The following is a 26,861-nucleotide window of genomic DNA, read 5'->3' as shown; positions in this document are numbered from 1 at the left end:
CATGATATAATATTGCGGAAAAATTTGCAGGCTATTAATCTGCATGTAATGTAAATGAATTTCTGAGGAGACTATTCCAGTGGGACGTAAATGGGCAAATATTGTTGCTAAAAAAACTGCTAAAGACGGTGCAACGTCTAATATATATGCAAAATTCGGTGTAGAAATCTATGCTGCTGCCAAACAAGGTGAACCAGACCCAGAATCAAACTCAGCTTTAAAATTCGTTATTGAACGTGCGAAACAAGCACAGGTTCCCAAACACGTTATTGATAAAGCAATTGATAAAGCCAAAGGCGGCAGCGATGAAACGTTCGTGCAAGGGCGCTATGAAGGCTTTGGTCCAAGTGGTTCACTGATTATCGCTGAAACGTTGACGTCAAATGTTAACCGTACGATTGCTAATGTCCGCTCAATTTTCAATAAAAAAGGCGGGAATATCGGAGCGGCAGGTGCTGTCAGCTATATGTTTGACAATACCGGGGTGATTGTATTTGAAGGAACAGATCCTGACCATATTTTTGAAATTTTGCTTAATGCTGATGTAGATGTTCGCGATGTAACCGAAGAAGAGGGAAACATCGTTATTTATACTGAATCTACAGACCTTCATAAAGGAATTGCAGCCCTGAAAGCCGCTGGGATTAATGAATTCTCAACAACAGAATTAGAAATGATTGCTCAATCAGAAGTTGAACTTTCACCAGAAGATTTAGAAATCTTTGCAGGACTCGTTGATGCCCTTGAAGATGACGATGATGTTCAAAAAGTCTATCACAACGTTGCAAACCTCTAATTATAAATAAAGGAATCTGTTATTGCGGCAGATCTTTAACTTATAAAGTTGTTACAAAAATATCTAGCCCGATACATTGATTATAAAAAAAGAAAAAATTTACGGTAGAAAATCAAAGTGACTGTCTGCTTTTGCTCAAGGCAGACAGTCATGTCCAGCAGTTTTCAGTCAGGATTAGCAGGGGGAGCTTTTCCAGGAATGAAAAAAACCGCTTCCTGGCTTCCTGACTCGAAGGCGACAACAGCTCTGACCTTATCGTTTTTCATCACTGTGTACCAACCGGAACCGCCAAACTGAGAATGGCTAAAGAGGGATCTGCATTCGGGGTCATCTGACGAAAACTTGTTACCGTAGCAGATAAGGGAAGGGTAAGGATTTGATGGAACGGCGTCAGCTAAGGGGTATGAACTAAGCATCCATCAAATACCAAATTGCATTTAACATAATATACATTATGCGCACCAGTGCGCAGATAAGCCAGAAATCAGCCTGTAACCGTCACCACGGCATTAAACGGTCATCGCTGGTACGTTCTTTCGTCTTCGACCGTCCGCCATTCGTATCGCTTCTGAGTGCGCCGGAATGAAAAACAGGCTATGCAGTGCCGGGAATGATTATGGCTGACGCCATAATGCTGTTTATGTCCTCGCTTCGCTGCGGGGCTTCCGGCGCTAAGCGCCTCCCATGCCTGACGGCATAAAAACCGGCCATTCCGTCACGTCACCGCCTGTCTGCGTCCGTCGCCACCATCACCGCGCGCGCTCCTCGTGGGAACTCGGTGCGTGCACGGCGCTGGCGCGCCTGACTTTTTTCGCCTGTAACACGACAAGAATATCCGTCTTGTTCTTCTCGTCAGATGAACTGGTGAGCCAGCCTTTTGGCAGAAAGCTGAACCCGGTATCGGCGTTTGTGACCTTCGATTCAGCCAGGCCACCCAGCAGAATAATATCCCCGTCAGCCGCTGATACCTCCGTATTAACCTCGCGCTTAATCAGCGTCGGGCTGTTATTCACGCCCGTATCCGTCTTCGCAAAGCTGGAAAGCTGCTGCTTAATCACAAGGTCAATATTGTCAGTCCGGATTTGCGGTTTCACGTCGAGGATAACGCCACTGGAGCGGTATTCAATCGACTGGATCGGCCTGTTGTCGGCGTAGCTCACCTGACCCAGCACCGGAACCTCGTTACCGACTGAAAACGTGGCAGATGCGCCATCCTTCACCCTGAGCCGCGGGGAACTGACGACATGAAAACGACTGTCCGTCCTGAAAAGCTCATACAGCGCATCAAGAGAGCCTGTATTCACCCGGATAAAGTTATCAAAGCCGCCAGACGCGCCAATCTGTATATTCAGCTTGCCGGAAAGCAGCTTCGCCGCCAGTGCCAGCCCGGAACCATTACGCTCACTGGTCTGAACCTCAAACACGTAAGCTGCGACAATCACTTCTTCAGAGGCAGTATCAATCAGCGGTAAAAGCGTCTGCAACCGCTTAATCTCTGACTTCCGGCCATAATAAACCAGCACATCCCCGGTACGGTTCATAAAGTCCGATGCCGTACCCGCTACGGCCGCTTCCGGCGATATCTGCCCGGACGGTAACGAGTTACGCTGACTGTTAAACTGCCCGGTAAACTGTCCGGCCAGAATGTCAGACAGATACGCCACGGAACGGAAGCGAGGCCGATAAACAAAGGTCTCCTGCGGCGGCACATACGCTTTCGGCGTGAACGGCGCCACGTAGTCAATGCCCTGTTTGTTATAAATCGCAATGTTCATATTGCCGAGATAGCGCTTAATAAATGCCCGTTCATCGATATCCGGCGTGATACGGAACGTCACCACCTTATCGGATTTGGCAAGCTCCGGGTCAAGCATAAACGGCTTATCGAACACCTGAACGTAAATCATGTTCAGCGCCTGCGGCAGCGGAACAGCGTTGAGCTCCAGACTGACGCCCTTCGCCATAACCAGCCCCGGAACCAGTAAAAAAAGTAAACCTGTTATCAGCTTCATCGTATCGCCCCTGAATAAACCGTCACCGTTTCGCCGTCGATTTCACCCGTCATCATCATGCCGTCAAAGCTGAACTGCGAAGCCGGCTCTATACGCAATCTGCCTGACGTGTCTGCAACAACAACCCATGCCTGACCATCACGTTTAAGCCGTCCGGCAAGTCGCCATTTGTCCGACACAACGGGCTTAGCTGGCGCGGCAGGTACAAAAGACGCTGAATTATTTGCGGCGGGTAAATCTTTAGTCTGCTGTTCAGGCTCTGAACTACCGTTTGACGTGAAAAACCAGAACAAATAAAAAATGGCAATTACCGCCAGAATCAGTAAACCAGCGGCTTTAAACCACAGCATTTTAGAACTAAAAATATTCTGACGCTTATCCGTAACAAGCTCCCTTCCCTGCCCGTTTTCATGGGATTTATATAAAGGGAATATCGCCTTGTCATATTTATTCTGATAACTGTTCGTCAGATTCGACTTAAACAGTTTGATACCCGTAAATACGTCCACACGGTAGCGGTTATGCAGACCCAGCGCCACATGCTTACTCATGCGATACGTTGTTTCCACCCGGTCTTTAATGAATCGCGGAAGGTTGGCAACCGACTGATTCATAACCACTAAATCACAGGTTACGCCCGTTTTTTCATCGGCAAAATGGCGGTGTTCTGCAATGAAAGAGCGATGATTTGCAGGAATCCCTTTATCGTTCTCCCATATGCGCCATGCTTCATCAATACAGATTAAATCCCCCGGACGGCAGAACGTATCATCCGCAATGCCTGAATCCGTTTTGTAGGGAAAGAAATTCTCGTTCTGAACGTCTTCATTCTGAACAAGTAAAATTTCTCCAAGTGATTCTCTGTCTGCCTTTTTAATATCAACGCAGTAATCATAAATACTTTGCGTGGCAAGGCCGTAAATATTACTGACAATGCGACGCCCCGCGATACAGGCGGGAATAATGACGCTTGCCACCACTTCGTAAGATTTACCGCTCCCGGGGATGCCCACATACGCAGAAATAGCCATAAATTAACCAATCAAAGGAATGCGACGAATAATAAAGCGCGTTAACAATGCTGAAAACATCAGTTTAATCCCTTCCGTGACCATAAACAGATTCACGAAATACCATACACTATCAGGCAGTGAGGAAAACAACCCGGCAATATCAACAGATTTTGGCAACAGTGACGCCAGAACCGGAACAAACGCCTGTACGACAAAGTACAGGCCAAAAAACAGAATAAATTTGACAACCACCGTTCGCAGCACAAAACCCAGCGCCACGTTAAAGGCTGAAACCAGAATACCAAACATAACGCCTCCGTCACGCAGTCAGAATGATACGCAGCGAAATAATGCCCCAGATAAGCAGGAATACCGCTTTCAGAAGTGGCCTGATTTTTTCCAGAAGCTCGCAGTGAGAATCAATTGAATATTTATTGTCCCAGAGTTCGAACGACCATACCGGACACTGAACATCCTTCGATGAAATACTCAGGTTTTTAATGTCCGGCATTAATTCCGTAATTGGCTTGAGAATTTCCTCACCTGTAGGCGGTTTTTCAAGTTCCGGCGCTTTAATGCCGGGGTCTTCACCTAAATCAACAGAAGTATCGGTATCTGTGCCTGTACCAGGGTGTACACCTGTATCCGTTCCCGCACCGGGTCTGGCATTAACCCACGACTGAGGAACGACAACCGGACTATAAAGCAAGCCCTTATCAAGTTTTACGCCAACAGCATTAGCCGCAGCCGTCAGTTCAGCCGCCGTAAAAGGTTTATCAAGCGGTATCCCCTGATATCCTTCCTGAACAACAGTCTGACCTGCAAGGCCATTAATAAGATTAACCAGCGCAGCCGGGTTTAACTGTTCCTCCGGCTTGAAATCTATATTATCAATAACCTCGCCATTAATTACCTGAGGTAAATTTGATGTATCAAATTCTGTATTAAAAAATATCTGGTCTTTAACATCCTGAACATCATTCGTCGTTTTATACACGGCCTTCTCAGGGTGGCAAATACTTTTCCACTGCGTTTTGGGATTATCAGCCGTACTGCCCGGCGCAGGTACTTTCTCGCTTTTACATAAATCCCATGAATTTTCAAGCGTAACCGTTGTTGTCGCAACAGATAAAACAACAGTTACAATCGATGAATATCCACCAAAATAAGGATTCGGCTTTTCATACTGAAAGTCTTTAACGGAAACCGAATAAACCTTAAAATTTCTTGGCATCCTGATATGTAAGTTATTGTCGTCAGAAGCCTCATGATAAGTCACATTGGAATGAGAATAACCATTAATCGACTTATAAAGCGCAATCATTACCGGATTATCACTGACAAGTACAGCATCGCCCTTTGCATCCCTGATATCAGTCGAATAAGGATATTTCGTACCCTTTACTGACACACGATATACATCATTCGGAAATGGCTGGCTTATCGGCGGTGGTGCGTCAATATTGTAATAGGTTGGCGCAATCTGAACAGGTTTAACCTGCTGATTATAAGGGGTTATCGAGTCCTGAATATTCTTCGCAGAAAAGCCAGTAGCATCAGAGGGCAAATAAACAGCAACAGGGCTTTTAGGTGAAGGTGCAACAGAAGAAGTAACAGTAGCGCCATTGGACAAATTAAGTAAATAAGTTCCATCATCCTGTTTTATTCCACTTGTAATATATTCAACAGCTTTTGCGCCCTGCTTTAAAGCAAGGTCAGCAACGGAAATAACACCCGCAGCCTGCCCCAGCAATCCCCATGTTGTCTGTCCGGCAGCCATCATATTACTGCCAAAACTTGAAATACCCGTAGATATCGAATCGTCAATTGTATGCTTCGCAAGGCCATAAGCAGCCGCGAAAACTGACGTTCCGGTGCAAAGCTGAGGATTGCCAACTTTCTCGCCACACATGCGGATTGAATCAAAAACGTCAGGACGTTCGCGTATAACCTCCGCAGCGACAGCGATACCCGCGCCCATACCGAGAGAACTGGCACCCGTTGCGAATACACGCCCCGCAGATTGAGAAACAACCTGAGCTTCACGGGTTTCAACCATTTGCTGAATTACACGTCCAAATCCGTCTGCTGTTACTGCATCAGCATGTACACCGGATGAAACCAGTAAGGACAATATAGTAATACCTAACCTTCCAGACCCTGAATGACCGCCCAGGCGCATAAAAGCCCCCATAAAAAACACATAAAATCAAAAAGATATTGAGCCATAAATATAAAGGGGCTGTTACGCCCCTTACCTTTATGAATTAAGCGCCACGAACCATACGCAAAATCCAGCGGACGCCCGCAGAACCTGCATACAGAACAATAAGAGAACCCGCTACCGCCATAATTCCGGTCAGGACGGAACCGAAATTAACGCTGTTAGTCAGCGGCGTAAGGTCAATACCTTTACCACCAACAACATCACCTTCAGCAGCAAATACAGCAGGTGCAGCAACAGCCAGAGTAAAAGCACCAATACGGGTTAAAGCCTGTTTAGTCTTACCAAACATAAAAACTCCTTTTATGCATTTCTTACGTGTTTAAGAATTTCACCTATTCCCTTTGCAAAGAGCCACAGGAAAAAGGTTGTCGTAAAAGCCAGCCCCCAGAATTGCGCCGCGACTGAATAATCAATATCGGGAACAGGCTTATCCTGAGAAACTACCGAAGACTGTAATTTAACAACTTCTGACTTCGGTAATTTCAAAGTCACTTCATCGCATCCGTCAGGGCTACCAAAGCTCATATTCGGATTGCAATATTTTGTCTTGATGATTACCTCATCTGACATAAAAGTATCGCCTTAACTCATTCTAATAATTCAAGCAGCATATCAACGTTATACCCTTTAGACTGCTCACCTGTCTGCTTATCAGTGTATGGGAAACTCCGTTCATAACCAGTAATACGGCAATGTACGTCTGTAATTTCATCACCAATACGGCCTAATGATTTCTTTGATTTAATACGAATGACAGGCGGAAAGCTATAAGCATCAGCCGCAGGAGAAACAATTGTTGTATAATAAAAACCGCCACTATTATTAAAGCGTTTAATCTTTCCGGTAACAGTAGTTTCTAAATTAAGTAAATTACTCATAATAACACCTTATATTCTATGCAACTCGTAAATGAGACGGTTTTACATACCACGATGGAATAACACAATCAGAAACTTTAATCTCTCGCGTTTGCTTGACAACAACAGGAGAGAATTTCGAAACATTACATTTTTGCGCAATGTCAATACCAATCTTGCGGAGTCTTGCTCGATGAATACGCACTTGATTTTTACTTAAATCAAAAACATGACCATGAAACCATTGGATCGCGTACATAGCTGTAGTATTAGCTGCCCGTGTAGTTTCAACTATTCCACGGGTAATAAGATGTTCACTAATAGTTTCAAAATCCATAGCATTCACCGATAACTTTTCATCAAGCGCCAGAAAATCAGAATGTAACTTATTTAACACAGAATAATCAGATAACCCCCAAAAACCTAGAGAGTGTTTTTGAATAAAACGAGACTTCAATTTTTGTTCAAATCTGACTATTCCATTTTCCTTACAATAATCAATCACACTAACAATATAATTAAACTCTTTTGACTGCTCAGAGAATTTATTTTTTATTTTTAATAAACTATGTAACTCAATCTCATGTGACTTATTATATACAGTCGGATAAATAAGATTAACATTCCCTTTTTTAGACAACCAGTCAACAGATTTACCGTTTGAATGCAACCGTGGGACACTATTCCTATAGGGTTGAGTCGAAAGCCCTGAAATATAATCGTCCTCATTCCCTTTGCCAACAGATTTATTAGATGTTATGTGAAGCTCTTTAATTAACGCCCCATCAGTGACCATATGAGATTTTTCGGTTTCTTTAGACTGACCGGGCATTAAACGAGTGCATTTTGTGAAAACAGGCAATTTAAGATCAAGAAGGATCTTATTGAAAACCATAACGCAAGCATCAACGGTAGGTAAGCCAAATAAATTATCAAGCCGCCCCCACCGCGAAGGGTTGCCCGTCATTTTTAGAACAGATCCACGGATAGAGATAGAAACGACATCACAGAAAGATCCCCGGTGCTGAAAAGTTGGCTGAGAAAGCGCACTAGCCTCACCACTTTCAAGATGAATACGCTGGTAAGCAACATCCGAGAGAATAGGAAGTTGAAAGCCGAAATCCTGTTCAATACTTAACCAGTCGAAGAACATAGCGCCCTTTCTTAGATTCTCAGAAATTATTTCATGGTGCTTTTATAAGACCTGAGAAACTAAGTGTCAACATTTCTAAGAATTTAGAGATATGATGCAAAGCTAGCAGAATGAGGAAAGAGCATGCCTACAAAGCACATAAACGATGTTCAATGGCGAAAAATAGAGAAAGAAACCGTTAGAGCGGTATCAACTCTAGCTGTTCCAGTTAAAGATACCAAAATGCTCGAATGGATAATCGCCAAAGGGCTAGAGACGATCACAGAAGACGACTACCGCAAGTTCCTGAAGACAGAAAGCAAAAAAAAATAAGCGAGCAGGGAGAAAATACGGGAAACCGTACTAAAGTTCGGGTGTCACAGAACCCCGAACCGCTTCGCGGCGAAAAAACGAACAACAGCAGAGCTTGCGAAATCGGAATTAAGATAAGCTGGACGTCAAACGATTAAACAAAAATACGCCATTATGCAAAGATCAAATGACGCACTATAAAAGGTATAGGTAATGAACAAAGACCAGATAATACAAGTACTTAATGAAACAGAGAATGACAGCCCCGTAGCAAGAGCAGAATTAGCAAGATTCCTCGTAAAAACAATCTACAATTTTGTCAAAATGGAGAGGCCAGAAGGTGAAGGTCTGGACGGACGTGATGGCCCAGAAAGGCGCAGCATGGGAAAAATTGTAGATGCGGCAGAAAACCACTACTTTAACATGATAAAAGAAAGCCATGAAAAACAGGGGATTGGAAGAAGAAACCCTGAGGAATGACGCCCTAATGCGCATAATGACGTTATGCTAAAGAGGCCGCTGCGGGATTCTATTTTCGCAGCGGCCTTTTCAACATAACGCGTTGACATTATGCGCACCAGTGCGCAGATAAGCCAGAAATCAGCCTGTAACCGTCACCACGGCATTAAACGGTCATCGCTGGTACGTTCTTTCGTCTTCGACCGTCCGCCATTCGTATCGCTTCTGAGTGCGCCGGAATGAAAAACAGGCTATGCAGTGCCGGGAATGATTATGGCTGACGCCATAATGCTGTTTATGTCCTCGCTTCGCTGCGGGGCTTCCGGCGCTAAGCGCCTCCCATGCCTGACGGCATAAAAACCGGCCATTCCGTCACGTCACCGCCTGTCTGCGTCCGTCGCCACCATCACCGCGCGCGCTCCTCGTGGGAACTCGGTGCGTGCACGGCGCTGGCGCGCCTGACTTTTTTCGCCTGTAACACGACAAGAATATCCGTCTTGTTCTTCTCGTCAGATGAACTGGTGAGCCAGCCTTTTGGCAGAAAGCTGAACCCGGTATCGGCGTTTGTGACCTTCGATTCAGCCAGGCCACCCAGCAGAATAATATCCCCGTCAGCCGCTGATACCTCCGTATTAACCTCGCGCTTAATCAGCGTCGGGCTGTTATTCACGCCCGTATCCGTCTTCGCAAAGCTGGAAAGCTGCTGCTTAATCACAAGGTCAATATTGTCAGTCCGGATTTGCGGTTTCACGTCGAGGATAACGCCACTGGAGCGGTATTCAATCGACTGGATCGGCCTGTTGTCGGCGTAGCTCACCTGACCCAGCACCGGAACCTCGTTACCGACTGAAAACGTGGCAGATGCGCCATCCTTCACCCTGAGCCGCGGGGAACTGACGACATGAAAACGACTGTCCGTCCTGAAAAGCTCATACAGCGCATCAAGAGAGCCTGTATTCACCCGGATAAAGTTATCAAAGCCGCCAGACGCGCCAATCTGTATATTCAGCTTGCCGGAAAGCAGCTTCGCCGCCAGTGCCAGCCCGGAACCATTACGCTCACTGGTCTGAACCTCAAACACGTAAGCTGCGACAATCACTTCTTCAGAGGCAGTATCAATCAGCGGTAAAAGCGTCTGCAACCGCTTAATCTTGACTTCCGGCCATAATAAACCAGCACATCCCCGGTACGGTTCATAAAGTCCGATGCCGTACCCGCTACGGCCGCTTCCGGCGATATCTGCCCGGACGGTAACGAGTTACGCTGACTGTTAAACTGCCCGGTAAACTGTCCGGCCAGAATGTCAGACAGATACGCCACGGAACGGAAGCGAGGCCGATAAACAAAGGTCTCCTGCGGCGGCACATACGCTTTCGGCGTGAACGGCGCCACGTAGTCAATGCCCTGTTTGTTATAAATCGCAATGTTCATATTGCCGAGATAGCGCTTAATAAATGCCCGTTCATCGATATCCGGCGTGATACGGAACGTCACCACCTTATCGGATTTGGCAAGCTCCGGGTCAAGCATAAACGGCTTTATCGAACACCTGAACGTAAATCATGTTCAGCGCCTGCGGCAGCGGAACAGCGTTGAGCTCCAGACTGACGCCCTTCGCCATAACCAGCCCCGGAACCAGTAAAAAAAGTAAACCTGTTATCAGCTTCATCGTATCGCCCCTGAATAAACCGTCACCGTTTCGCCGTCGATTTCACCCGTCATCATCATGCCGTCAAAGCTGAACTGCGAAGCCGGCTCTATACGCAATCTGCCTGACGTGTCTGCAACAACAACCCATGCCTGACCATCACGTTTAAGCCGTCCGGCAAGTCGCCATTTGTCCGACACAACGGGCTTAGCTGGCGCGGCAGGTACAAAAGACGCTGAATTATTTGCGGCGGGTAAATCTTTAGTCTGCTGTTCAGGCTCTGAACTACCGTTTGACGTGAAAAACCAGAACAAATAAAAAATGGCAATTACCGCCAGAATCAGTAAACCAGCGGCTTTAAACCACAGCATTTTAGAACTAAAAATATTCTGACGCTTATCCGTAACAAGCTCCCTTCCCTGCCCGTTTTCATGGGATTTATATAAAGGGAATATCGCCTTGTCATATTTATTCTGATAACTGTTCGTCAGATTCGACTTAAACAGTTTGATACCCGTAAATACGTCCACACGGTAGCGGTTATGCAGACCCAGCGCCACATGCTTACTCATGCGATACGTTGTTTCCACCCGGTCTTTAATGAATCGCGGAAGGTTGGCAACCGACTGATTCATAACCACTAAATCACAGGTTACGCCCGTTTTTTCATCGGCAAAATGGCGGTGTTCTGCAATGAAAGAGCGATGATTTGCAGGAATCCCTTTATCGTTCTCCCATATGCGCCATGCTTCATCAATACAGATTAAATCCCCCGGACGGCAGAACGTATCATCCGCAATGCCTGAATCCGTTTTGTAGGGAAAGAAATTCTCGTTCTGAACGTCTTCATTCTGAACAAGTAAAATTTCTCCAAGTGATTCTCTGTCTGCCTTTTTAATATCAACGCAGTAATCATAAATACTTTGCGTGGCAAGGCCGTAAATATTACTGACAATGCGACGCCCCGCGATACAGGCGGGAATAATGACGCTTGCCACCACTTCGTAAGATTTACCGCTCCCGGGGATGCCCACATACGCAGAAATAGCCATAAATTAACCAATCAAAGGAATGCGACGAATAATAAAGCGCGTTAACAATGCTGAAAACATCAGTTTAATCCCTTCCGTGACCATAAACAGATTCACGAAATACCATACACTATCAGGCAGTGAGGAAAAAACACCGGCAATATCAACAGATTTTGGCAACAGTGACGCCAGAACCGGAACAAACGCCTGTACGACAAAGTACAGGCCAAAAAACAGAATAATTTGACAACCACCGTTCGCAGCACAAAACCCAGCGCCACGTTAAAGGCTGAAACCAGAATACCAAACATAACGCCTCCGTCACGCAGTCAGAATGATACGCAGCGAAATAATGCCCCAGATAAGCAGGAATACCGCTTTCAGAAGTGGCCTGATTTTTTCCAGAAGCTCGCAGTGAGAATCAATTGAATATTTATTGTCCCAGAGTTCGAACGACCATACCGGACACTGAACATCCTTCGATGAAATACTCAGGTTTTTAATGTCCGGCATTAATTCCGTAATTGGCTTGAGAATTTCCTCACCTGTAGGCGGTTTTTCAAGTTCCGGCGCTTTAATGCCGGGGTCTTCACCTAAATCAACAGAAGTATCGGTATCTGTGCCTGTACCAGGGTGTACACCTGTATCCGTTCCCGCACCGGGTCTGGCATTAACCCACGACTGAGGAACGACAACCGGACTATAAAGCAAGCCTTATCAAGTTTTACGCCAACAGCATTAGCCGCAGCCGTCAGTTCAGCCGCCGTAAAAGGTTTATCAAGCGGTATCCCCTGATATCCTTCCTGAACAACAGTCTGACCTGCAAGGCCATTAATAAGATTAACCAGCGCAGCCGGGTTTAACTGTTCCTCCGGCTTGAAATCTATATTATCAATAACCTCGCCATTAATTACCTGAGGTAAATTTGATGTATCAAATTCTGTATTAAAAAATATCTGGTCTTTAACATCCTGAACATCATTCGTCGTTTTATACACGGCCTTCTCAGGGTGGCAAATACTTTTCCACTGCGTTTTGGGATTATCAGCCGTACTGCCCGGCGCAGGTACTTTCTCGCTTTTACATAAATCCATGAATTTTCAAGCGTAACGTTGTTGTCGCAACAGATAAAACAACAGTTACAATCGATGAATATCCACCAAAATAAGGATTCGGCTTTTCATACTGAAAGTCTTTACGGAAACCGAATAAACCTTAAAATTTCTTGGCATCCTGATATGTAAGTTATTGTCGTCAGAAGCCTCATGATAAGTCACATTGGAATGAGAATAACCATTAATCGACTTATAAAGCGCAATCATTACCGGATTATCACTGACAAGTACAGCATCGCCCTTTGCATCCCTGATATCAGTCGAATAAGGATATTTCGTACCCTTTACTGACACACGATATACATCATTCGGAAATGGCTGGCTTATCGGCGGTGGTGCGTCAATATTGTAATAGGTTGGCGCAATCTGAACAGGTTTAACCTGCTGATTATAAGGGGTTATCGAGTCCTGAATATTCTTCGCAGAAAAGCCAGTAGCATCAGAGGGCAAATAAACAGCAACAGGGCTTTTAGGTGAAGGTGCAACAGAAGAAGTAACAGTAGCGCCATTGGACAAATTAAGTAAATAAGTTCCATCATCCTGTTTTATTCCACTTGTAATATATTCAACAGCTTTTGCGCCCTGCTTTAAAGCAAGGTCAGCAACGGAAATAACACCCGCAGCCTGCCCCAGCAATCCCCATGTTGTCTGTCCGGCAGCCATCATATTACTGCCAAAACTTGAAATACCCGTAGATATCGAATCGTCAATTGTATGCTTCGCAAGGCCATAAGCAGCCGCGAAAACTGACGTTCCGGTGCAAAGCTGAGGATTGCCAACTTTCTCGCCACACATGCGGATTGAATCAAAAACGTCAGGACGTTCGCGTATAACCTCCGCAGCGACAGCGATACCCGCGCCCATACCGAGAGAACTGGCACCCGTTGCGAATACACGCCCCGCAGATTGAGAAACAACCTGAGCTTCACGGGTTTCAACCATTTGCTGAATTACACGTCCAAATCCGTCTGCTGTTACTGCATCAGCATGTACACCGGATGAAACCAGTAAGGACAATATAGTAATACCTAACCTTCCAGACCCTGAATGACCGCCCAGGCGCATAAAAGCCCCCATAAAAAACACATAAAATCAAAAAGATATTGAGCCATAAATATAAAGGGGCTGTTACGCCCCTTACCTTTATGAATTAAGCGCCACGAACCATACGCAAAATCCAGCGGACGCCCGCAGAACCTGCATACAGAACAATAAGAGAACCCGCTACCGCCATAATTCCGGTCAGGACGGAACCGAAATTAACGCTGTTAGTCAGCGGCGTAAGGTCAATACCTTTACCACCAACAACATCACCTTCAGCAGCAAATACAGCAGGTGCAGCAACAGCCAGAGTAAAAGCACCAATACGGGTTAAAGCCTGTTTAGTCTTACCAAACATAAAAACTCCTTTTATGCATTTCTTACGTGTTTAAGAATTTCACCTATTCCCTTTGCAAAGAGCCACAGGAAAAAGGTTGTCGTAAAAGCCAGCCCCCAGAATTGCGCCGCGACTGAATAATCAATATCGGGAACAGGCTTATCCTGAGAAACTACCGAAGACTGTAATTTAACAACTTCTGACTTCGGTAATTTCAAAGTCACTTCATCGCATCCGTCAGGGCTACCAAAGCTCATATCGGATTGCAATATTTTGTCTTGATGATTACCTCATCTGACATAAAAGTATCGCCTTAACTCATTCTAATAATTCAAGCAGCATATCAACGTTATACCCTTTAGACTGCTCACCTGTCTGCTTATCAGTGTATGGGAAACTCCGTTCATAACCAGTAATACGGCAATGTACGTCTGTAATTTCATCACCAATACGGCCTAATGATTTCTTTGATTTAATACGAATGACAGGCGGAAAGCTATAAGCATCAGCCGCAGGAGAAACAATTGTTGTATAATAAAAAACCGCCACTATTATTAAAGCGTTTAATCTTTCCGGTAACAGTAGTTTCTAAATTAAGTAAATTACTCATAATAACACCTTATATTCTATGCAACTCGTAAATGAGACGGTTTTACATACCACGATGGAATAACACAATCAGAAACTTTAATCTCTCGCGTTTGCTTGACAACAACAGGAGAGAATTTCGAAACATTACATTTTTGCGCAATGTCAATACCAATCTTGCGGAGTCTTGCTCGATGAATACGCACTTGATTTTTACTTAAATCAAAAACATGACCATGAAACCATTGGATCGCGTACATAGCTGTAGTATTAGCTGCCCGTGTAGTTTCAACTATTCCACGGGTAATAAGATGTTCACTAATAGTTTCAAAATCCATAGCATTCACCGATAACTTTTCATCAAGCGCCAGAAAATCAGAATGTAACTTATTTAACACAGAATAATCAGATAACCCCCAAAAACCTAGAGAGTGTTTTTGAATAAAACGAGACTTCAATTTTTGTTCAAATCTGACTATTCCATTTTCCTTACAATAATCAATCACACTAACAATATAATTAAACTCTTTTGACTGCTCAGAGAATTTATTTTTTATTTTTAATAAACTATGTAACTCAATCTCATGTGACTTATTATATACAGTCGGATAAATAAGATTAACATTCCCTTTTTTAGACAACCAGTCAACAGATTTACCGTTTGAATGCAACCGTGGGACACTATTCCTATAGGGTTGAGTCGAAAGCCCTGAAATATAATCGTCCTCATTCCCTTTGCCAACAGATTTATTAGATGTTATGTGAAGCTCTTTAATTAACGCCCCATCAGTGACCATATGAGATTTTTCGGTTTCTTTAGACTGACCGGGCATTAAACGAGTGCATTTTGTGAAAACAGGCAATTTAAGATCAAGAAGGATCTTATTGAAAACCATAACGCAAGCATCAACGGTAGGTAAGCCAAATAAATTATCAAGCCGCCCCCACCGCGAAGGGTTGCCCGTCATTTTTAGAACAGATCCACGGATAGAGATAGAAACGACATCACAGAAAGATCCCCGGTGCTGAAAAGTTGGCTGAGAAAGCGCACTAGCCTCACCACTTTCAAGATGAATACGCTGGTAAGCAACATCCGAGAGAATAGGAAGTTGAAAGCCGAAATCCTGTTCAATACTTAACCAGTCGAAGAACATAGCGCCCTTTCTTAGATTCTCAGAAATTATTTCATGGTGCTTTTATAAGACCTGAGAAACTAAGTGTCAACATTTCTAAGAATTTAGAGATATGATGCAAAGCTAGCAGAATGAGGAAAGAGCATGCCTACAAAGCACATAAACGATGTTCAATGGCGAAAAATAGAGAAAGAAACCGTTAGAGCGGTATCAACTCTAGCTGTTCCAGTTAAAGATACCAAAATGCTCGAATGGATAATCGCCAAAGGGCTAGAGACGATCACAGAAGACGACTACCGCAAGTTCCTGAAGACAGAAAGCAAAAAAAAATAAGCGAGCAGGGAGAAAATACGGGAAACCGTACTAAAGTTCGGGTGTCACAGAACCCCGAACCGCTTCGCGGCGAAAAAACGAACAACAGCAGAGCTTGCGAAATCGGAATTAAGATAAGCTGGACGTCAAACGATTAAACAAAAATACGCCATTATGCAAAGATCAAATGACGCACTATAAAAGGTATAGGTAATGAACAAAGACCAGATAATACAAGTACTTAATGAAACAGAGAATGACAGCCCCGTAGCAAGAGCAGAATTAGCAAGATTCCTCGTAAAAACAATCTACAATTTTGTCAAAATGGAGAGGCCAGAAGGTGAAGGTCTGGACGGACGTGATGGCCCAGAAAGGCGCAGCATGGGAAAAATTGTAGATGCGGCAGAAAAACCACTACTTTAACATGATAAAAGAAAGCCATGAAAAACAGGGGATTGGAAGAAGAAACCCTGAGGAATGACGCCCTAATGCGCATAATGCGCATAATGACGTTATGCTAAAGAGGCCGCTGGGGATTCTATTTTCGCAGCGGCCTTTTCAACATAACGCGTTGACATTATGCGCACCAGTGCGCAGATAAGCCAGAAATCAGCCTGTAACCGTCACCACGGCATTAAACGTCATCGCTGGTACGTTTCTTTCGTCTTCGACCGTCCGCCATTCGTATCGCTTCTGAGTGCGCCGGAATGAAAAACAGGCTATGCAGTGCCGGGAATGATTATGGCTGACGCCATAATGCTGTTTATGTCCTCGCTTCGCTGCGGGGCTTCCGGCGCTAAGCGCCTCCCATGCCTGACGGCATAAAAACCGGCCATTCCGTCACGTCACCGCCTGTCTGCGTCCGTCGCCACCATCACCGCGCGCGCTCCTCGTGGGAACTCGGTGCGTGCACGGCGCTGGCGCGCCTGACTTTTTTCGCCTGTAACACGACAAGAATATCCGTCTTGTTCTTCTCGTCAGATGAACTGGTGAGCCAGCCTTTTGGCAGAAAGCTGAACCCGGTATCGGCGTTTGTGACCTTCGATTCAGCCAGGCCACCCAGCAGAATAATATCCCCGTCAGCCGCTGATACCTCCGTATTAACCTCGCGCTTAATCAGCGTCGGGCTGTTATTCACGCCCGTATCCGTCTTCGCAAAGCGGGAAAGCTGCTGCTTAATCACAAGGTCAATATTGTCAGTCCGGATTTGCGGTTTCACGTCGAGGATAACGCCACTGGAGCGGTATTCAATCGACTGGATCGGCCTGTTGTCGGCGTAGCTCACCTGACCCAGCACCGGAACCTCGTTACCGACTGAAAAACGTGGCAGATGCGCCATCCTTCACCTGAGGCCGCGGGGGGGAACTGACGACATGAAAACGACTGTCCGTCCTGAAAAGCTCATACAGGCATCAAGAGAGCCTGTATTCACCCGGATAAAGTTATCAAAGCCGCCAGACGCGCCAATCTTGTATATTCAGCTTGCCGGAAAGCAGCTTCGCCGCCAGTGCCAGCCCGGAACCATTACGCTCACTGGTCTGAACCTCAAACACGTAAGCTGCGACAATCACTTCTTCAGAGGCAGTATCAATCAGCGGTAAAAGCGTCTGCAACCGCTTAATCTCTGACTTCCGGCCATAATAAACCAGCACATCCCCCGGTACGGTTCATAAAGTCCGATGCCGTACCCGCTTACGGCCGCTTCCGGCGATATCTGCCCGGACGGTAACGAGTTACGCTGACTGTTAAACTGCCCGGTAAACTGTCCGGCCAGAATGTCAGACAGATACGCCACGGAACGGAAGCGAGGCCGATAAACAAAGGTCTCCTGCGGCGGCACATACGCTTTCGGCGTGAACGGCGCCACGTAGTCAATGCCCTGTTTGTTATAAATCGCAATGTTCATATTGCCGAGATAGCGCTTAATAAATGCCCGTTCATCGATATCCGGCGTGATACGGAACGTCACCACCTTATCGGATTTGCCAAGCTCCGGGTCAAGCATAAACGGCTTATCGAACACCTGAACGTAAATCATTTCAGCGCCTGCGGCAGCGGAACAGCGTTGAGCTCCAGACTGACGCCCTTCGCCATAACCAGCCCCGGAACCAGTAAAAAAAGTAAACCTGTTTATCAGCTTCATCGTATCGCCCCTGAATAAACCGTCACCGTTTCGCCGTCGATTTACCCGTCATCATCATGCCGTCAAAGCTGAACTGCGAAGCCGGCTCTATACGCAATCTGCCTGACGTGTCTGCAACAACAACCCATGCCTGACCATCACGTTTAAGCCGTCCGGCAAGTCGCCATTTGTCCGACACAACGGGCTTAGCTGGCGCGGCAGGTACACAAAGACTGCTGAATTATTTGCGGCGGGTAAATCTTTAGTCTGCTGTTCAGGCTCTGAACTACCGTTTGACGTGAAAAACCAGAACAAATAAAAAATGGCAATTACCGCCAGAATCAGTAAACCAGCGGCTTTAAACCACAGCATTTTAGAACTAAAAATATTCTGTGACGCTTATCCGTAACAAGCTCCCTTCCCTGCCCGTTTTCATGGGATTTATATAAAGGGAATATCGCCTTGTCATATTTATTCTGATAACTGTTCGTCAGATTCACTTAAACAGTTTGATACCCGTAAATACGTCCACACGGTAGCGGTTATGCAGACCCAGCCCACATGCTTACTCATGCGATACGTTGTTTCCACCCGGTCTTTAATGAATCGCGGAAGGTTGGCAACCGACTGATTCATAACCAAACTAATCACAGGTTACGCCCGTTTTTTCATCGGCAAAATGGCGGTGTTCTGCAATGAAAGAGCGATGATTTGCAGGAATCCCTTTATCGTTCTCCCATATGCGCCATGCTTCATCAATACAGATTAAATCCCCGCGACGGCAGAACGTATCATCCGCAATGCCTGAATCCGTTTTGTAGGGAAAGAAATTCTCGTTCTGAACGTCTTCATTCTGAACAAGTAAAATTTCTCCAAGTGATTCTCTGTCTGCCTTTTAATATCAACGCATACGCAGTAATCATAAATACTTTGCGTGGCAAGGCCGTAAATATTACTACATGCGACGCCCCGCGATACAGGCGGGAATAATGACGCTTGCCACCACTTCGTAAGATTTACCGCTCCCGGGATGCCCACATACGCAGAAATAGCCATAAATTAACCAATCAAGGAATGCGACGAATAATAAAGCGCGTTAACAATGCTGAAAACATCAGTTTAACCCTTCCGTGACCATAAACAGATTCACGAAATACCATACACTATCAGGCAGTGAGGAAAACAACCCGGCAATATCAACAGATTTTGGCAAACAGTGACGCCAGAACCGGAACAAAACGCCTGTACGACAAAGTACAGGCCAAAAAACAGAATAAATTTGACAACCACCGTTCGCAGCACAAAACCCAGCGCCACGTTAAAGGCTGAAACCAGAATACCAAAATAACGCCTCCGTCACGCAGTCAGAATGATACGCAGCGAAATAATGCCCCAGATAAGCAGGAATACCGCTTTCAGAAGTGGCCTGATTTTTTCCGAAGCTCGCAGTGAGAATCAATTGAATATTTATTGTCCCAGAGTTCGAACGACCATACCGGACACTGAACATCCTTCGATGAAATACTCAGGTTTTTAATGTCCGGCCATTAATTCCGTAATTGGCTTGAGAATTTTCCTCACCTGTAGGCGGTTTTTTTCAAGTTCCGGCGCTTTAATGCCGGGGTCTTCACCTAAATCAACAGAAGTATCGGTATCTGTGCCTGTACCAGGGTGTACACCTGTATCCGTTCCCGCACCGGGTCTGGATTAACCCACGACTGAGGAACGACAACGGACTATAAAGCAAGCCCTTATCAAGTTTTACGCCAACAGCATTAGCCGCAGGCCGTCAGTTCAGCCGCCGTAAAAGGTTTATCAAGCGGTATCCCCGATATCCTTCCTGAACAACAGTCTGACCTGCAAGGCCATTAATAAGATTAACCAGCGCAGCCGGGTTTAACTGTTCCTCCGGCTTGAAATCTATATTATCAATAACCTCGCCATTAATTACCTGAGGTAAATTTGATGTATCAAATTCTGTATTAAAAAATATCTGGTCTTTAACATCCTGAACATCATTCGTCGTTTTTATACACGGCCTTCTCAGGGTGGCAAATACTTTTCCACTGCGTTTGGGATTATCAGCCGTACTGCCCGGCGCAGGTACTTTCTCGCTTTTACATAAATCCCATGAATTTTCAAGCGTAACCGTTGTTGTCGCAACAGATAAAACAAAACAGTTACAATCGATGAATATCCACCAAAATAAGGATTCGGCTTTTCATACTGAAAGTCTTTAACGAACCGAATAAACCTTAAAATTTCTTGGCATCCTGATATGTAAGTTATTGTCGTCAGAAGCCTCATGATAAGTCACACATTGGAATGAGAATAACCATTAATCGACTTATAAAGCGCAATCATTACCGGATTATCACTGACAAGTACAGCATCGCCCTTTGCATCCCTGATATCAGTCGAATAAGGATATTTCGTACCCTTTACTGACACACGATATACATCATTCGGAAATGGCTGGCTTATCGGCGGTGGTGCGTCAATATGTAATAGGTTGGCGCAATCTGAACAGGTTTAACCTGCTGATTATAAGGGGTTATCGAGTCCTGAATATTCTTCGCAGAAAAGCCAGTAGCATCAGAGGGCAAATAAACAGCAACAGGGCTTTTAGGTGAAGGTGCAACAGAAGAAGTAACAGTAGCGCCATTGGACAAATTAAGTAAATAAGTTCCATCATCCTGTTTTATTCCACTTGTAATATATTCAACAGCTTTTGCGCCCTGCTTTAAAGCAAGGTCAGCAACGGAAATAACACCCGCAGCCTGCCCCAGCAATCCCCATGTTGTCTGTCCGGCAGCCATCATATTACTGCCAAAACTTGAAATACCCGTAGATATCGAATCGTCAATTGTATGCTTCGCAAGGCCATAAGCAGCCGCGAAAACTGACGTTCCGGTGCAAAGCTGAGGATTGCCAACTTTCTCGCCACACATGCGGATTGAATCAAAACGTCAGGACGTTCGCGTATAACCTCCGCAGCGACAGCGATACCCGCGCCCATACCGAGAGAACTGGCACCCGTTGCGAATACACGCCCCGCAGATTGAGAAACAACCTGAGCTTCACGGGTTTCAACCATTTGCTGAATTACACGTCCAAATCCGTCTGCTGTTACTGCATCAGCATGTACACCGGATGAAACCAGTAAGGACAATATAGTAATACCTAACCTTCCAGACCCTGAATGACCGCCCAGGCGCATAAAAGCCCCCATAAAAAACACATAAAATCAAAAAGATATTGAGCCATAAATATAAAGGGGCTGTTACGCCCCTTACCTTTATGAATTAAGCGCCACGAACCATACGCAAAATCCAGCGGACGCCCGCAGAACCTGCATACAGAACAATAAGAGAACCCGCTACCCGCCATAATTCCGGTCAGGACGGAACCGAAATTAACGCTGTTAGTCAGCGGCGTAAGGTCAATACCTTTACCACCAACAACATCACCTTCAGCAGCAAATACAGCAGGTGCAGCAACAGCCAGAGTAAAAGCACCAATACGGGTTAAAGCCTGTTTAGTCTTACCAAACAATAAAAACTCCTTTTATGCATTTCTTACGTGTTTAAGAATTTCACCTATTCCCTTTGCAAAGAGCCACAGGAAAAAGGTTGTCGTAAAAGCCAGCCCCCAGAATTGCGCCGCGACTGAATAATCAATATCGGGAACAGGCTTATCCTGAGAAACTACCGAAGACTGTAATTTAACAACTTCTGACTTCGGTAATTTCAAAGTCACTTCATCGCATCCGTCAGGGCTACCAAAGCTCATATTCGGATTGCAATATTTTGTCTTGATGATTACCTCATCTGACATAAAAGTATCGCCTTAACTCATTCTAATAATTCAAGCAGCATATCAACGTTATACCCTTTAGACTGCTCACCTGTCTGCTTATCAGTGTATGGGAAACTCCGTTCATAACCAGTAATACGGCAATGTACGTCTGTAATTTCATCACCAATACGGCCTAATGATTTCTTTGATTTAATACGAATGACAGGCGGAAAGCTATAAGCATCAGCCGCAGGAGAAACAATTGTTGTATAATAAAAACCGCCACTATTATTAAAGCGTTTAATCTTTCCGGTAACAGTAGTTTCTAAATTAAGTAAATTACTCATAATAACACCTTATATTCTATGCAACTCGTAAATGAGACGGTTTTACATACCACGATGGAATAACACAATCAGAAACTTTAATCTCTCGCGTTTGCTTGACAACAACAGGAGAGAATTTCGAAACATTACATTTTTGCGCAATGTCAATACCAATCTTGCGGAGTCTTGCTCGATGAATACGCACTTGATTTTTACTTAAATCAAAAACATGACCATGAAACCATTGGATCGCGTACATAGCTGTAGTATTAGCTGCCCGTGTAGTTTCAACTATTCCACGGGTAATAAGATGTTCACTAATAGTTTCAAAATCCATAGCATTCACCGATAACTTTTCATCAAGCGCCAGAAAATCAGAATGTAACTTATTTAACACAGAATAATCAGATAACCCCCAAAAACCTAGAGAGTGTTTTTGAATAAAACGAGACTTCAATTTTTGTTCAAATCTGACTATTCCATTTTCCTTACAATAATCAATCACACTAACAATATAATTAAACTCTTTTGACTGCTCAGAGAATTTATTTTTTATTTTTAATAAACTATGTAACTCAATCTCATGTGACTTATTATATACAGTCGGATAAATAAGATTAACATTCCCTTTTTTAGACAACCAGTCAACAGATTTACCGTTTGAATGCAACCGTGGGACACTATTCCTATAGGGTTGAGTCGAAAGCCCTGAAATATAATCGTCCTCATTCCCTTTGCCAACAGATTTATTAGAGTTATGTGAAGCTCTTTAATTAACGCCCCATCAGTGACCATATGAGATTTTTCGGTTTCTTTAGACTGACCGGGCATTAAACGAGTGCATTTTGTGAAAACAGGCAATTTAAGATCAAGAAGGATCTTATTGAAAACCATAACGCAAGCATCAACGGTAGGTAAGCCAAATAAATTATCAAGCCGCCCCCACCGCGAAGGGTTGCCCGTCATTTTTAGAACAGATCCACGGATAGAGATAGAAACGACATCACAGAAAGATCCCCGGTGCTGAAAAGTTGGCTGAGAAAGCGCACTAGCCTCACCACTTTCAAGATGAATACGCTGGTAAGCAACATCCGAGAGAATAGGAAGTTGAAAGCCGAAATCCTGTTCAATACTTAACCAGTCGAAGAACATAGCGCCCTTTCTTAGATTCTCAGAAATTATTTCATGGTGCTTTTATAAGACCTGAGAAACTAAGTGTCAACATTTCTAAGAATTTAGAGATATGATGCAAAGCTAGCAGAATGAGGAAAGAGCATGCCTACAAAGCACATAAACGATGTTCAATGGCGAAAAATAGAGAAAGAAACCGTTAGAGCGGTATCAACTCTAGCTGTTCCAGTTAAAGATACCAAAATGCTCGAATGGATAATCGCCAAAGGGCTAGAGACGATCACAGAAGACGACTACCGCAAGTTCCTGAAGACAGAAAGCAAAAAAAAATAAGCGAGCAGGGAGAAAATACGGGAAACCGTACTAAAGTTCGGTGTCACAGAACCCCGAACCGCTTCGCGGCGAAAAAACGAACAACAGCAGAGCTTGCGAAATCGGAATTAAGATAAGCTGGACGTCAAACGATTAAACAAAAATACGCCATTATGCAAAGATCAAATGACGCACTATAAAAGGTATAGGTAATGAACAAAGACCAGATAATACAAGTACTTAATGAAACAGAGAATGACAGCCCCGTAGCAAGAGCAGAATTAGCAAGATTCCTCGTAAAAACAATCTACAATTTTGTCAAAATGGAGAGGCCAGAAGGTGAAGGTCTGGACGGACGTGATGGCCCAGAAAGGCGCAGCATGGGAAAAATTGTAGATGCGGCAGAAAACCACTACTTTAACATGATAAAAGAAAGCCATGAAAAACAGGGGATTGGAAGAAGAAACCCTGAGGAATGACGCCCTAATGCGCATAATGACGTTATGCTAAAGAGGCCGCTGCGGGATTCTATTTTCGCAGCGGCCTTTTCAACATAACGCGTTGACATTATGCGCACCAGTGCGCAGATAAGCCAGAAATCAGCCTGTAACCGTCACCACGGCATTAAACGGTCATCGCTGGTACGTTCTTTCGTCTTCGACCGTCCGCCATTCGTATCGCTTCTGAGTGCGCCGGAATGAAAAACAGGCTATGCAGTGCCGGGAATGATTATGGCTGACGCCATAATGCTGTTTATGTCCTCGCTTCGCTGCGGGGCTTCCGGCGCTAAGCGCCTCCCATGCCTGACGGCATAAAAACCGGCCATTCCGTCACGTCACCGCCTGTCTGCGTCCGTCGCCACCATCACCGCGCGCGCTCCTCGTGGGAACTCGGTGCGTGCACGGCGCTGGCGCGCCTGACTTTTTTCGCCTGTAACACGACAAGAATATCCGTCTTGTTCTTCTCGTCAGATGAACTGGTGAGCCAGCCTTTTGGCAGAAAGCTGAACCCGGTATCGGCGTTTGTGACCTTCGATTCAGCCAGGCCACCCAGCAGAATAATATCCCCGTCAGCCGCTGATACCTCCGTATTAACCTCGCGCTTAATCAGCGTCGGGCTGTTATTCACGCCCGTATCCGTCTTCGCAAAGCTGGAAAGCTGCTGCTTAATCACAAGGTCAATATTGTCAGTCCGGATTTGCGGTTTCACGTCGAGGATAACGCCACTGGAGCGGTATTCAATCGACTGGATCGGCCTGTTGTCGGCGTAGCTCACCTGACCCAGCACCGGAACCTCGTTACCGACTGAAAACGTGGCAGATGCGCCATCCTTCACCCTGAGCCGCGGGGAACTGACGACATGAAAACGACTGTCCGTCCTGAAAAGCTCATACAGCGCATCAAGAGAGCCTGTATTCACCCGGATAAAGTTATCAAAGCCGCCAGACGCGCCAATCTGTATATTCAGCTTGCCGGAAAGCAGCTTCGCCGCCAGTGCCAGCCCGGAACCATTACGCTCACTGGTCTGAACCTCAAACACGTAAGCTGCGACAATCACTTCTTCAGAGGCAGTATCAATCAGCGGTAAAAGCGTCTGCAACCGCTTAATCTCTGACTTCCGGCCATAATAAACCAGCACATCCCCGGTACGGTTCATAAAGTCCGATGCCGTACCCGCTACGGCCGCTTCCGGCGATATCTGCCCGGACGGTAACGAGTTACGCTGACTGTTAAACTGCCCGGTAAACTGTCCGGCCAGAATGTCAGACAGATACGCCACGGAACGGAAGCGAGGCCGATAAACAAAGGTCTCCTGCGGCGGCACATACGCTTTCGGCGTGAACGGCGCCACGTAGTCAATGCCCTGTTTGTTATAAATCGCAATGTTCATATTGCCGAGATAGCGCTTAATAAATGCCCGTTCATCGATATCCGGCGTGATACGGAACGTCACCACCTTATCGGATTTGGCAAGCTCCGGGTCAAGCATAAACGGCTTATCGAACACCTGAACGTAAATCATGTTCAGCGCCTGCGGCAGCGGAACAGCGTTGAGCTCCAGACTGACGCCCTTCGCCATAACCAGCCCCGGAACCAGTAAAAAAAGTAAACCTGTTATCAGCTTCATCGTATCGCCCCTGAATAAACCGTCACCGTTTCGCCGTCGATTTCACCCGTCATCATCATGCCGTCAAAGCTGAACTGCGAAGCCGGCTCTATACGCAATCTGCCTGACGTGTCTGCAACAACAACCCATGCCTGACCATCACGTTTAAGCCGTCCGGCAAGTCGCCATTTGTCCGACACAACGGGCTTAGCTGGCGCGGCAGGTACAAAAGACGCTGAATTATTTGCGGCGGGTAAATCTTTAGTCTGCTGTTCAGGCTCTGAACTACCGTTTGACGTGAAAAACCAGAACAAATAAAAATGGCAATTACCGCCAGAATCAGTAAACCAGCGGCTTTAAACCACAGCATTTTAGAACTAAAAATATTCTGACGCTTATCCGTAACAAGCTCCCTTCCCTGCCCGTTTTCATGGGATTTATATAAAGGGAATATCGCCTTGTCATATTTATTCTGATAACTGTTCGTCAGATTCGACTTAAACAGTTTGATACCCGTAAATACGTCCACACGGTAGCGGTTATGCAGACCCAGCGCCACATGCTTACTCATGCGATACGTTGTTTCCACCCGGTCTTTAATGAATCGCGGAAGGTTGGCAACCGACTGATTCATAACCACTAAATCACAGGTTACGCCCGTTTTTTCATCGGCAAAATGGCGGTGTTCTGCAATGAAAGAGCGATGATTTGCAGGAATCCCTTTATCGTTCTCCCATATGCGCCATGCTTCATCAATACAGATTAAATCCCCCGGACGGCAGAACGTATCATCCGCAATGCCTGAATCCGTTTTGTAGGGAAAGAAATTCTCGTTCTGAACGTCTTCATTCTGAACAAGTAAAATTTCTCCAAGTGATTCTCTGTCTGCCTTTTTAATATCAACGCAGTAATCATAAATACTTTGCGTGGCAAGGCCGTAAATATTACTGACAATGCGACGCCCCGCGATACAGGCGGGAATAATGACGCTTGCCACCACTTCGTAAGATTTACCGCTCCCGGGGATGCCCACATACGCAGAAATAGCCATAA

Annotated in this window: 30 protein-coding genes and 6 pseudogenes; 7 read left to right on the top strand and 29 right to left on the bottom strand. The window is 45.3% G+C overall.

Annotated elements, in window-relative coordinates; translation table 11 throughout:
* The first annotated feature begins 79 nt into the window (after positions 1-79).
* Complete coding sequence (locus GPJ68_RS12215) at positions 80-796, top strand: YebC/PmpR family DNA-binding transcriptional regulator (RefSeq protein ID WP_049271531.1); 717 nt, start codon at positions 80-82, stop codon at positions 794-796.
* 176 nt (positions 797-972) lie between these two features.
* Here the strand turns inward: GPJ68_RS12215 and GPJ68_RS25380 are convergent.
* The 9 genes and pseudogenes from GPJ68_RS25380 to GPJ68_RS12175 form a co-directional block, all read right to left on the bottom strand.
* Positions 973-1,107: pseudogene (locus tag GPJ68_RS25380) on the bottom strand (alpha/beta hydrolase); the annotation flags it as partial.
* A 438-nt stretch (positions 1,108-1,545) separates the two neighbouring features.
* Entirely contained in the window at positions 1,546-2,808 is a 1,263-nt protein-coding gene (locus tag GPJ68_RS12210; protein ID WP_180837388.1) for a type II secretion system protein GspD, read from the bottom strand.
* Positions 2,805-3,839, bottom strand: a complete 1,035-nt coding sequence (locus GPJ68_RS12205; protein ID WP_045911737.1) for a zonular occludens toxin family protein — start codon at positions 3,837-3,839, stop codon at positions 2,805-2,807. Before GPJ68_RS12205 ends, GPJ68_RS12210 begins: the two co-directional genes overlap by 4 nt.
* A gap of 3 nt (positions 3,840-3,842) precedes the next feature.
* A complete protein-coding gene (locus GPJ68_RS12200; RefSeq protein WP_003033743.1) occupies positions 3,843-4,130 on the bottom strand; it encodes a DUF2523 family protein in 288 nt (95 codons plus the stop codon).
* A gap of 10 nt (positions 4,131-4,140) precedes the next feature.
* On the bottom strand, positions 4,141-6,003 hold the full coding sequence (locus tag GPJ68_RS12195; RefSeq protein ID WP_180837397.1) for a hypothetical protein: 1,863 nt from the start codon (positions 6,001-6,003) through the stop codon (positions 4,141-4,143).
* Between the two features lie 85 nt (positions 6,004-6,088).
* Positions 6,089-6,337 (bottom strand): hypothetical protein, encoded by a 249-nt coding sequence (locus GPJ68_RS12190; protein ID WP_003033737.1) that lies wholly within the window; start codon positions 6,335-6,337, stop codon positions 6,089-6,091.
* 11 nt (positions 6,338-6,348) lie between these two features.
* Positions 6,349-6,618, bottom strand: coding sequence for a hypothetical protein (locus GPJ68_RS12185; RefSeq protein ID WP_003033734.1), 270 nt, complete (start codon positions 6,616-6,618; stop codon positions 6,349-6,351).
* Positions 6,619-6,635: 17 nt separating this feature from the next.
* Positions 6,636-6,926 (bottom strand): hypothetical protein, encoded by a 291-nt coding sequence (locus GPJ68_RS12180; RefSeq protein WP_003033731.1) that lies wholly within the window; start codon positions 6,924-6,926, stop codon positions 6,636-6,638.
* A 16-nt stretch (positions 6,927-6,942) separates the two neighbouring features.
* Positions 6,943-8,058, bottom strand: a complete 1,116-nt coding sequence (locus tag GPJ68_RS12175) for a phage/plasmid replication protein (RefSeq protein ID WP_094543570.1) — start codon at positions 8,056-8,058, stop codon at positions 6,943-6,945.
* A 123-nt stretch (positions 8,059-8,181) separates the two neighbouring features.
* On the opposite strand from GPJ68_RS12175, the gene GPJ68_RS12170 reads away from it, so the two are divergent.
* Together GPJ68_RS12170 and GPJ68_RS12165 are read left to right on the top strand one after the other, a co-directional pair.
* Positions 8,182-8,370, top strand: a complete 189-nt coding sequence (locus GPJ68_RS12170) for a hypothetical protein (protein ID WP_003033726.1) — start codon at positions 8,182-8,184, stop codon at positions 8,368-8,370.
* A gap of 192 nt (positions 8,371-8,562) precedes the next feature.
* Positions 8,563-8,829, top strand: coding sequence for a hypothetical protein (locus tag GPJ68_RS12165; RefSeq protein ID WP_023277130.1), 267 nt, complete (start codon positions 8,563-8,565; stop codon positions 8,827-8,829).
* 385 nt (positions 8,830-9,214) lie between these two features.
* Here GPJ68_RS12165 and GPJ68_RS25375 read toward each other — a convergent pair.
* The 10 genes and pseudogenes from GPJ68_RS25375 to GPJ68_RS12115 form a co-directional block, all read right to left on the bottom strand.
* A pseudogene (locus GPJ68_RS25375) lies at positions 9,215-10,477 on the bottom strand (type II secretion system protein GspD).
* Positions 10,474-11,508, bottom strand: a complete 1,035-nt coding sequence (locus GPJ68_RS12155; protein ID WP_045911737.1) for a zonular occludens toxin family protein — start codon at positions 11,506-11,508, stop codon at positions 10,474-10,476. Before GPJ68_RS12155 ends, GPJ68_RS25375 begins: the two are co-directional and overlap by 4 nt.
* 3 nt (positions 11,509-11,511) lie before the next feature.
* A pseudogene (locus GPJ68_RS25370) lies at positions 11,512-11,798 on the bottom strand (DUF2523 family protein).
* A 10-nt stretch (positions 11,799-11,808) separates the two neighbouring features.
* Positions 11,809-12,000 carry a hypothetical protein gene (locus tag GPJ68_RS12145; RefSeq protein WP_126325776.1) on the bottom strand — a complete coding sequence of 64 codons (192 nt, stop codon included), beginning with the start codon at positions 11,998-12,000 and terminating at the stop codon, positions 11,809-11,811.
* 80 nt (positions 12,001-12,080) lie between these two features.
* Positions 12,081-12,581, bottom strand: a complete 501-nt coding sequence (locus GPJ68_RS12140) for a hypothetical protein (RefSeq protein ID WP_180837396.1) — start codon at positions 12,579-12,581, stop codon at positions 12,081-12,083.
* 45 nt (positions 12,582-12,626) lie between these two features.
* Positions 12,627-13,667 carry a hypothetical protein gene (locus GPJ68_RS12135; protein ID WP_180837394.1) on the bottom strand — a complete coding sequence of 347 codons (1,041 nt, stop codon included), beginning with the start codon at positions 13,665-13,667 and terminating at the stop codon, positions 12,627-12,629.
* Positions 13,668-13,752: 85 nt separating this feature from the next.
* Complete coding sequence (locus GPJ68_RS12130) at positions 13,753-14,001, bottom strand: hypothetical protein (RefSeq protein WP_003033737.1); 249 nt, start codon at positions 13,999-14,001, stop codon at positions 13,753-13,755.
* Between the two features lie 11 nt (positions 14,002-14,012).
* The gene (locus GPJ68_RS12125) at positions 14,013-14,237 is read right to left on the bottom strand and encodes a hypothetical protein (protein ID WP_180837392.1); all 225 of its coding nucleotides are present in this window, start codon (positions 14,235-14,237) and stop codon (positions 14,013-14,015) included.
* Between the two features lie 61 nt (positions 14,238-14,298).
* Positions 14,299-14,529 carry a DNA-binding protein G5P gene (locus tag GPJ68_RS12120; RefSeq protein ID WP_255489794.1) on the bottom strand — a complete coding sequence of 77 codons (231 nt, stop codon included), beginning with the start codon at positions 14,527-14,529 and terminating at the stop codon, positions 14,299-14,301.
* A 77-nt stretch (positions 14,530-14,606) separates the two neighbouring features.
* On the bottom strand, positions 14,607-15,722 hold the full coding sequence (locus GPJ68_RS12115; RefSeq protein ID WP_094543570.1) for a phage/plasmid replication protein: 1,116 nt from the start codon (positions 15,720-15,722) through the stop codon (positions 14,607-14,609).
* Between the two features lie 123 nt (positions 15,723-15,845).
* Here GPJ68_RS12115 and GPJ68_RS12110 point away from each other — a divergent pair, with 123 nt between their 5' ends.
* Positions 15,846-16,034: a hypothetical protein gene (locus GPJ68_RS12110; protein WP_003033726.1), complete on the top strand. Its 189-nt coding sequence runs from the start codon at positions 15,846-15,848 to the stop codon at positions 16,032-16,034.
* A 192-nt stretch (positions 16,035-16,226) separates the two neighbouring features.
* The gene (locus tag GPJ68_RS12105) at positions 16,227-16,436 is read left to right on the top strand and encodes a hypothetical protein (RefSeq protein ID WP_255489792.1); all 210 of its coding nucleotides are present in this window, start codon (positions 16,227-16,229) and stop codon (positions 16,434-16,436) included.
* Positions 16,437-16,887: 451 nt separating this feature from the next.
* Here the strand turns inward: GPJ68_RS12105 and GPJ68_RS25365 are convergent.
* The 8 genes and pseudogenes from GPJ68_RS25365 to GPJ68_RS25155 form a co-directional block, all read right to left on the bottom strand.
* Positions 16,888-18,107: pseudogene (locus GPJ68_RS25365) on the bottom strand (type II secretion system protein GspD).
* A gap of 71 nt (positions 18,108-18,178) precedes the next feature.
* Complete coding sequence (locus GPJ68_RS25165; protein ID WP_255489787.1) at positions 18,179-18,334, bottom strand: hypothetical protein; 156 nt, start codon at positions 18,332-18,334, stop codon at positions 18,179-18,181.
* A 2,281-nt stretch (positions 18,335-20,615) separates the two neighbouring features.
* Positions 20,616-21,086, bottom strand: coding sequence for a hypothetical protein (locus GPJ68_RS12090; protein ID WP_180837390.1), 471 nt, complete (start codon positions 21,084-21,086; stop codon positions 20,616-20,618).
* A gap of 354 nt (positions 21,087-21,440) precedes the next feature.
* Positions 21,441-21,642 (bottom strand): annotated as a pseudogene (locus GPJ68_RS12085) (hypothetical protein).
* Positions 21,643-21,702: 60 nt separating this feature from the next.
* Complete coding sequence (locus tag GPJ68_RS12080; RefSeq protein ID WP_003033734.1) at positions 21,703-21,972, bottom strand: hypothetical protein; 270 nt, start codon at positions 21,970-21,972, stop codon at positions 21,703-21,705.
* A gap of 17 nt (positions 21,973-21,989) precedes the next feature.
* The gene (locus GPJ68_RS12075) at positions 21,990-22,280 is read right to left on the bottom strand and encodes a hypothetical protein (protein ID WP_003033731.1); all 291 of its coding nucleotides are present in this window, start codon (positions 22,278-22,280) and stop codon (positions 21,990-21,992) included.
* A gap of 16 nt (positions 22,281-22,296) precedes the next feature.
* Positions 22,297-22,899, bottom strand: a complete 603-nt coding sequence (locus GPJ68_RS25160) for a phage/plasmid replication protein (RefSeq protein ID WP_255489786.1) — start codon at positions 22,897-22,899, stop codon at positions 22,297-22,299.
* Positions 22,818-23,411, bottom strand: coding sequence for a hypothetical protein (locus GPJ68_RS25155; protein ID WP_255489785.1), 594 nt, complete (start codon positions 23,409-23,411; stop codon positions 22,818-22,820). The genes GPJ68_RS25160 and GPJ68_RS25155 overlap by 82 nt, the downstream gene beginning before the upstream one ends.
* 123 nt (positions 23,412-23,534) lie before the next feature.
* Here GPJ68_RS25155 and GPJ68_RS12065 point away from each other — a divergent pair, with 123 nt between their 5' ends.
* The gene (locus GPJ68_RS12065; protein WP_003033726.1) at positions 23,535-23,723 is read left to right on the top strand and encodes a hypothetical protein; all 189 of its coding nucleotides are present in this window, start codon (positions 23,535-23,537) and stop codon (positions 23,721-23,723) included.
* Positions 23,724-23,914: 191 nt separating this feature from the next.
* On the top strand, positions 23,915-24,181 hold the full coding sequence (locus tag GPJ68_RS12060; RefSeq protein ID WP_023277130.1) for a hypothetical protein: 267 nt from the start codon (positions 23,915-23,917) through the stop codon (positions 24,179-24,181).
* Between the two features lie 385 nt (positions 24,182-24,566).
* Here the strand turns inward: GPJ68_RS12060 and GPJ68_RS12055 are convergent, their stop codons facing one another.
* Positions 24,567-25,829 carry a type II secretion system protein GspD gene (locus GPJ68_RS12055; RefSeq protein ID WP_180837388.1) on the bottom strand — a complete coding sequence of 421 codons (1,263 nt, stop codon included), beginning with the start codon at positions 25,827-25,829 and terminating at the stop codon, positions 24,567-24,569.
* A pseudogene (locus GPJ68_RS12050) lies at positions 25,826-26,859 on the bottom strand (zonular occludens toxin family protein). The gene GPJ68_RS12055 and the pseudogene GPJ68_RS12050 overlap by 4 nt, the downstream one beginning before the upstream one ends.
* Positions 26,860-26,861: the final 2 nt, after the last annotated feature.

The organism is Citrobacter sp. 172116965 (genome assembly GCF_013458095.1).
GTDB lineage: Bacteria > Pseudomonadota > Gammaproteobacteria > Enterobacterales > Enterobacteriaceae > Citrobacter > Citrobacter braakii.
The sequence above is the reverse complement of the archived record's forward strand: the minus strand, read 5'-3'. Positions and strand labels throughout refer to the sequence as shown.

Excerpts from the sequence above, each read along its gene's own strand:
- GPJ68_RS12210 (WP_180837388.1), bottom strand. The coding sequence starts at position 2,808 with ATGAAGCTGATAACAGGTTTACTTTTTTTACTGGTTCCGGGGCTGGTT.
- GPJ68_RS12205 (WP_045911737.1), bottom strand. The coding sequence starts at position 3,839 with ATGGCTATTTCTGCGTATGTGGGCATCCCCGGGAGCGGTAAATCTTAC.
- GPJ68_RS12200 (WP_003033743.1), bottom strand. The coding sequence starts at position 4,130 with ATGTTTGGTATTCTGGTTTCAGCCTTTAACGTGGCGCTGGGTTTTGTG.
- GPJ68_RS12195 (WP_180837397.1), bottom strand. The coding sequence starts at position 6,003 with ATGCGCCTGGGCGGTCATTCAGGGTCTGGAAGGTTAGGTATTACTATA.
- GPJ68_RS12190 (WP_003033737.1), bottom strand. The coding sequence starts at position 6,337 with ATGTTTGGTAAGACTAAACAGGCTTTAACCCGTATTGGTGCTTTTACT.
- GPJ68_RS12185 (WP_003033734.1), bottom strand. The coding sequence starts at position 6,618 with ATGTCAGATGAGGTAATCATCAAGACAAAATATTGCAATCCGAATATG.
- GPJ68_RS12180 (WP_003033731.1), bottom strand. The coding sequence starts at position 6,926 with ATGAGTAATTTACTTAATTTAGAAACTACTGTTACCGGAAAGATTAAA.
- GPJ68_RS12175 (WP_094543570.1), bottom strand. The coding sequence starts at position 8,058 with ATGTTCTTCGACTGGTTAAGTATTGAACAGGATTTCGGCTTTCAACTT.
- GPJ68_RS12170 (WP_003033726.1), top strand. The coding sequence starts at position 8,182 with ATGCCTACAAAGCACATAAACGATGTTCAATGGCGAAAAATAGAGAAA.
- GPJ68_RS12165 (WP_023277130.1), top strand. The coding sequence starts at position 8,563 with ATGAACAAAGACCAGATAATACAAGTACTTAATGAAACAGAGAATGAC.
- GPJ68_RS12155 (WP_045911737.1), bottom strand. The coding sequence starts at position 11,508 with ATGGCTATTTCTGCGTATGTGGGCATCCCCGGGAGCGGTAAATCTTAC.
- GPJ68_RS12145 (WP_126325776.1), bottom strand. The coding sequence starts at position 12,000 with ATGCCGGACATTAAAAACCTGAGTATTTCATCGAAGGATGTTCAGTGT.
- GPJ68_RS12140 (WP_180837396.1), bottom strand. The coding sequence starts at position 12,581 with ATGGATTTATGTAAAAGCGAGAAAGTACCTGCGCCGGGCAGTACGGCT.
- GPJ68_RS12135 (WP_180837394.1), bottom strand. The coding sequence starts at position 13,667 with ATGCGCCTGGGCGGTCATTCAGGGTCTGGAAGGTTAGGTATTACTATA.
- GPJ68_RS12130 (WP_003033737.1), bottom strand. The coding sequence starts at position 14,001 with ATGTTTGGTAAGACTAAACAGGCTTTAACCCGTATTGGTGCTTTTACT.
- GPJ68_RS12125 (WP_180837392.1), bottom strand. The coding sequence starts at position 14,237 with ATGAGCTTTGGTAGCCCTGACGGATGCGATGAAGTGACTTTGAAATTA.
- GPJ68_RS12115 (WP_094543570.1), bottom strand. The coding sequence starts at position 15,722 with ATGTTCTTCGACTGGTTAAGTATTGAACAGGATTTCGGCTTTCAACTT.
- GPJ68_RS12110 (WP_003033726.1), top strand. The coding sequence starts at position 15,846 with ATGCCTACAAAGCACATAAACGATGTTCAATGGCGAAAAATAGAGAAA.
- GPJ68_RS12105 (WP_255489792.1), top strand. The coding sequence starts at position 16,227 with ATGAACAAAGACCAGATAATACAAGTACTTAATGAAACAGAGAATGAC.
- GPJ68_RS12090 (WP_180837390.1), bottom strand. The coding sequence starts at position 21,086 with ATGTGTGGCGAGAAAGTTGGCAATCCTCAGCTTTGCACCGGAACGTCA.
- GPJ68_RS12080 (WP_003033734.1), bottom strand. The coding sequence starts at position 21,972 with ATGTCAGATGAGGTAATCATCAAGACAAAATATTGCAATCCGAATATG.
- GPJ68_RS12075 (WP_003033731.1), bottom strand. The coding sequence starts at position 22,280 with ATGAGTAATTTACTTAATTTAGAAACTACTGTTACCGGAAAGATTAAA.
- GPJ68_RS25155 (WP_255489785.1), bottom strand. The coding sequence starts at position 23,411 with ATGTTCTTCGACTGGTTAAGTATTGAACAGGATTTCGGCTTTCAACTT.
- GPJ68_RS12065 (WP_003033726.1), top strand. The coding sequence starts at position 23,535 with ATGCCTACAAAGCACATAAACGATGTTCAATGGCGAAAAATAGAGAAA.
- GPJ68_RS12060 (WP_023277130.1), top strand. The coding sequence starts at position 23,915 with ATGAACAAAGACCAGATAATACAAGTACTTAATGAAACAGAGAATGAC.
- GPJ68_RS12055 (WP_180837388.1), bottom strand. The coding sequence starts at position 25,829 with ATGAAGCTGATAACAGGTTTACTTTTTTTACTGGTTCCGGGGCTGGTT.